Origin of the sequence: Chryseobacterium phosphatilyticum, from assembly GCF_002899825.2 — a bacterium.
Lineage (GTDB): Bacteria > Bacteroidota > Bacteroidia > Flavobacteriales > Weeksellaceae > Chryseobacterium > Chryseobacterium phosphatilyticum.
Window position 1 is genome coordinate 1 of the sequence record NZ_PPED02000050.1, and the last position, 539, is coordinate 539.

At 64.4% G+C, this 539-nt stretch carries 1 protein-coding gene; it reads left to right on the forward strand.

Features of this window, described 5'->3' with window-relative positions:
- A partial coding sequence (locus C1631_RS25380; protein ID WP_228441504.1) for a hypothetical protein occupies positions 1-357 on the forward strand: 357 nt, incomplete at its 5' end.
- Positions 358-539: the final 182 nt, after the last annotated feature.

A 539-nucleotide genomic window follows, 5' to 3' on the forward strand; every position in this document is an offset into this window, starting at 1 on the left:
CTACGAGATCGGCGACAGCACCCCGAAGGTCTTCGCGCGCGAGTAGCGCGAAGGCAGGACTATCTCGAAACGCACATTCGACAGGAGAAGTCTATGTCCAAGATCTCGCAACTCGCACCCGCCGCTCTCGGCCTTGCTCTGTTTGCCGGCATCGCCGCTGCCTCGGCCGAACCAGCCACGAACCCTGCACCCTCCGACAAGGGGACGATGGGCGGCATGATGCAGGGTGACGGCATGATGCCGATGATGCAGGAAATGTCGAAGATGATGGGGAACTGCAACAAGATGATGCAGACCATGATGGACCGGCAGAACCAGGGCGGGTCTGGCCAGCAGAATCCGGACAGGCGCGGCTGAGCCAGGGACGCGCGCTGGCCCTTTGCCCATGAGGGCCACGCACGCGGACCGGACCGGGCCTACCGCGCCCGTGACTGGATTGTCGGCCGGCGAGTTCCGCCCACAGCTGAGCTTTATGCTCCACCTTGTGGGGTCCACTCCGGGCAACCGTCCTGGCCCCCTTGCCCCGGCCTGCATCATCT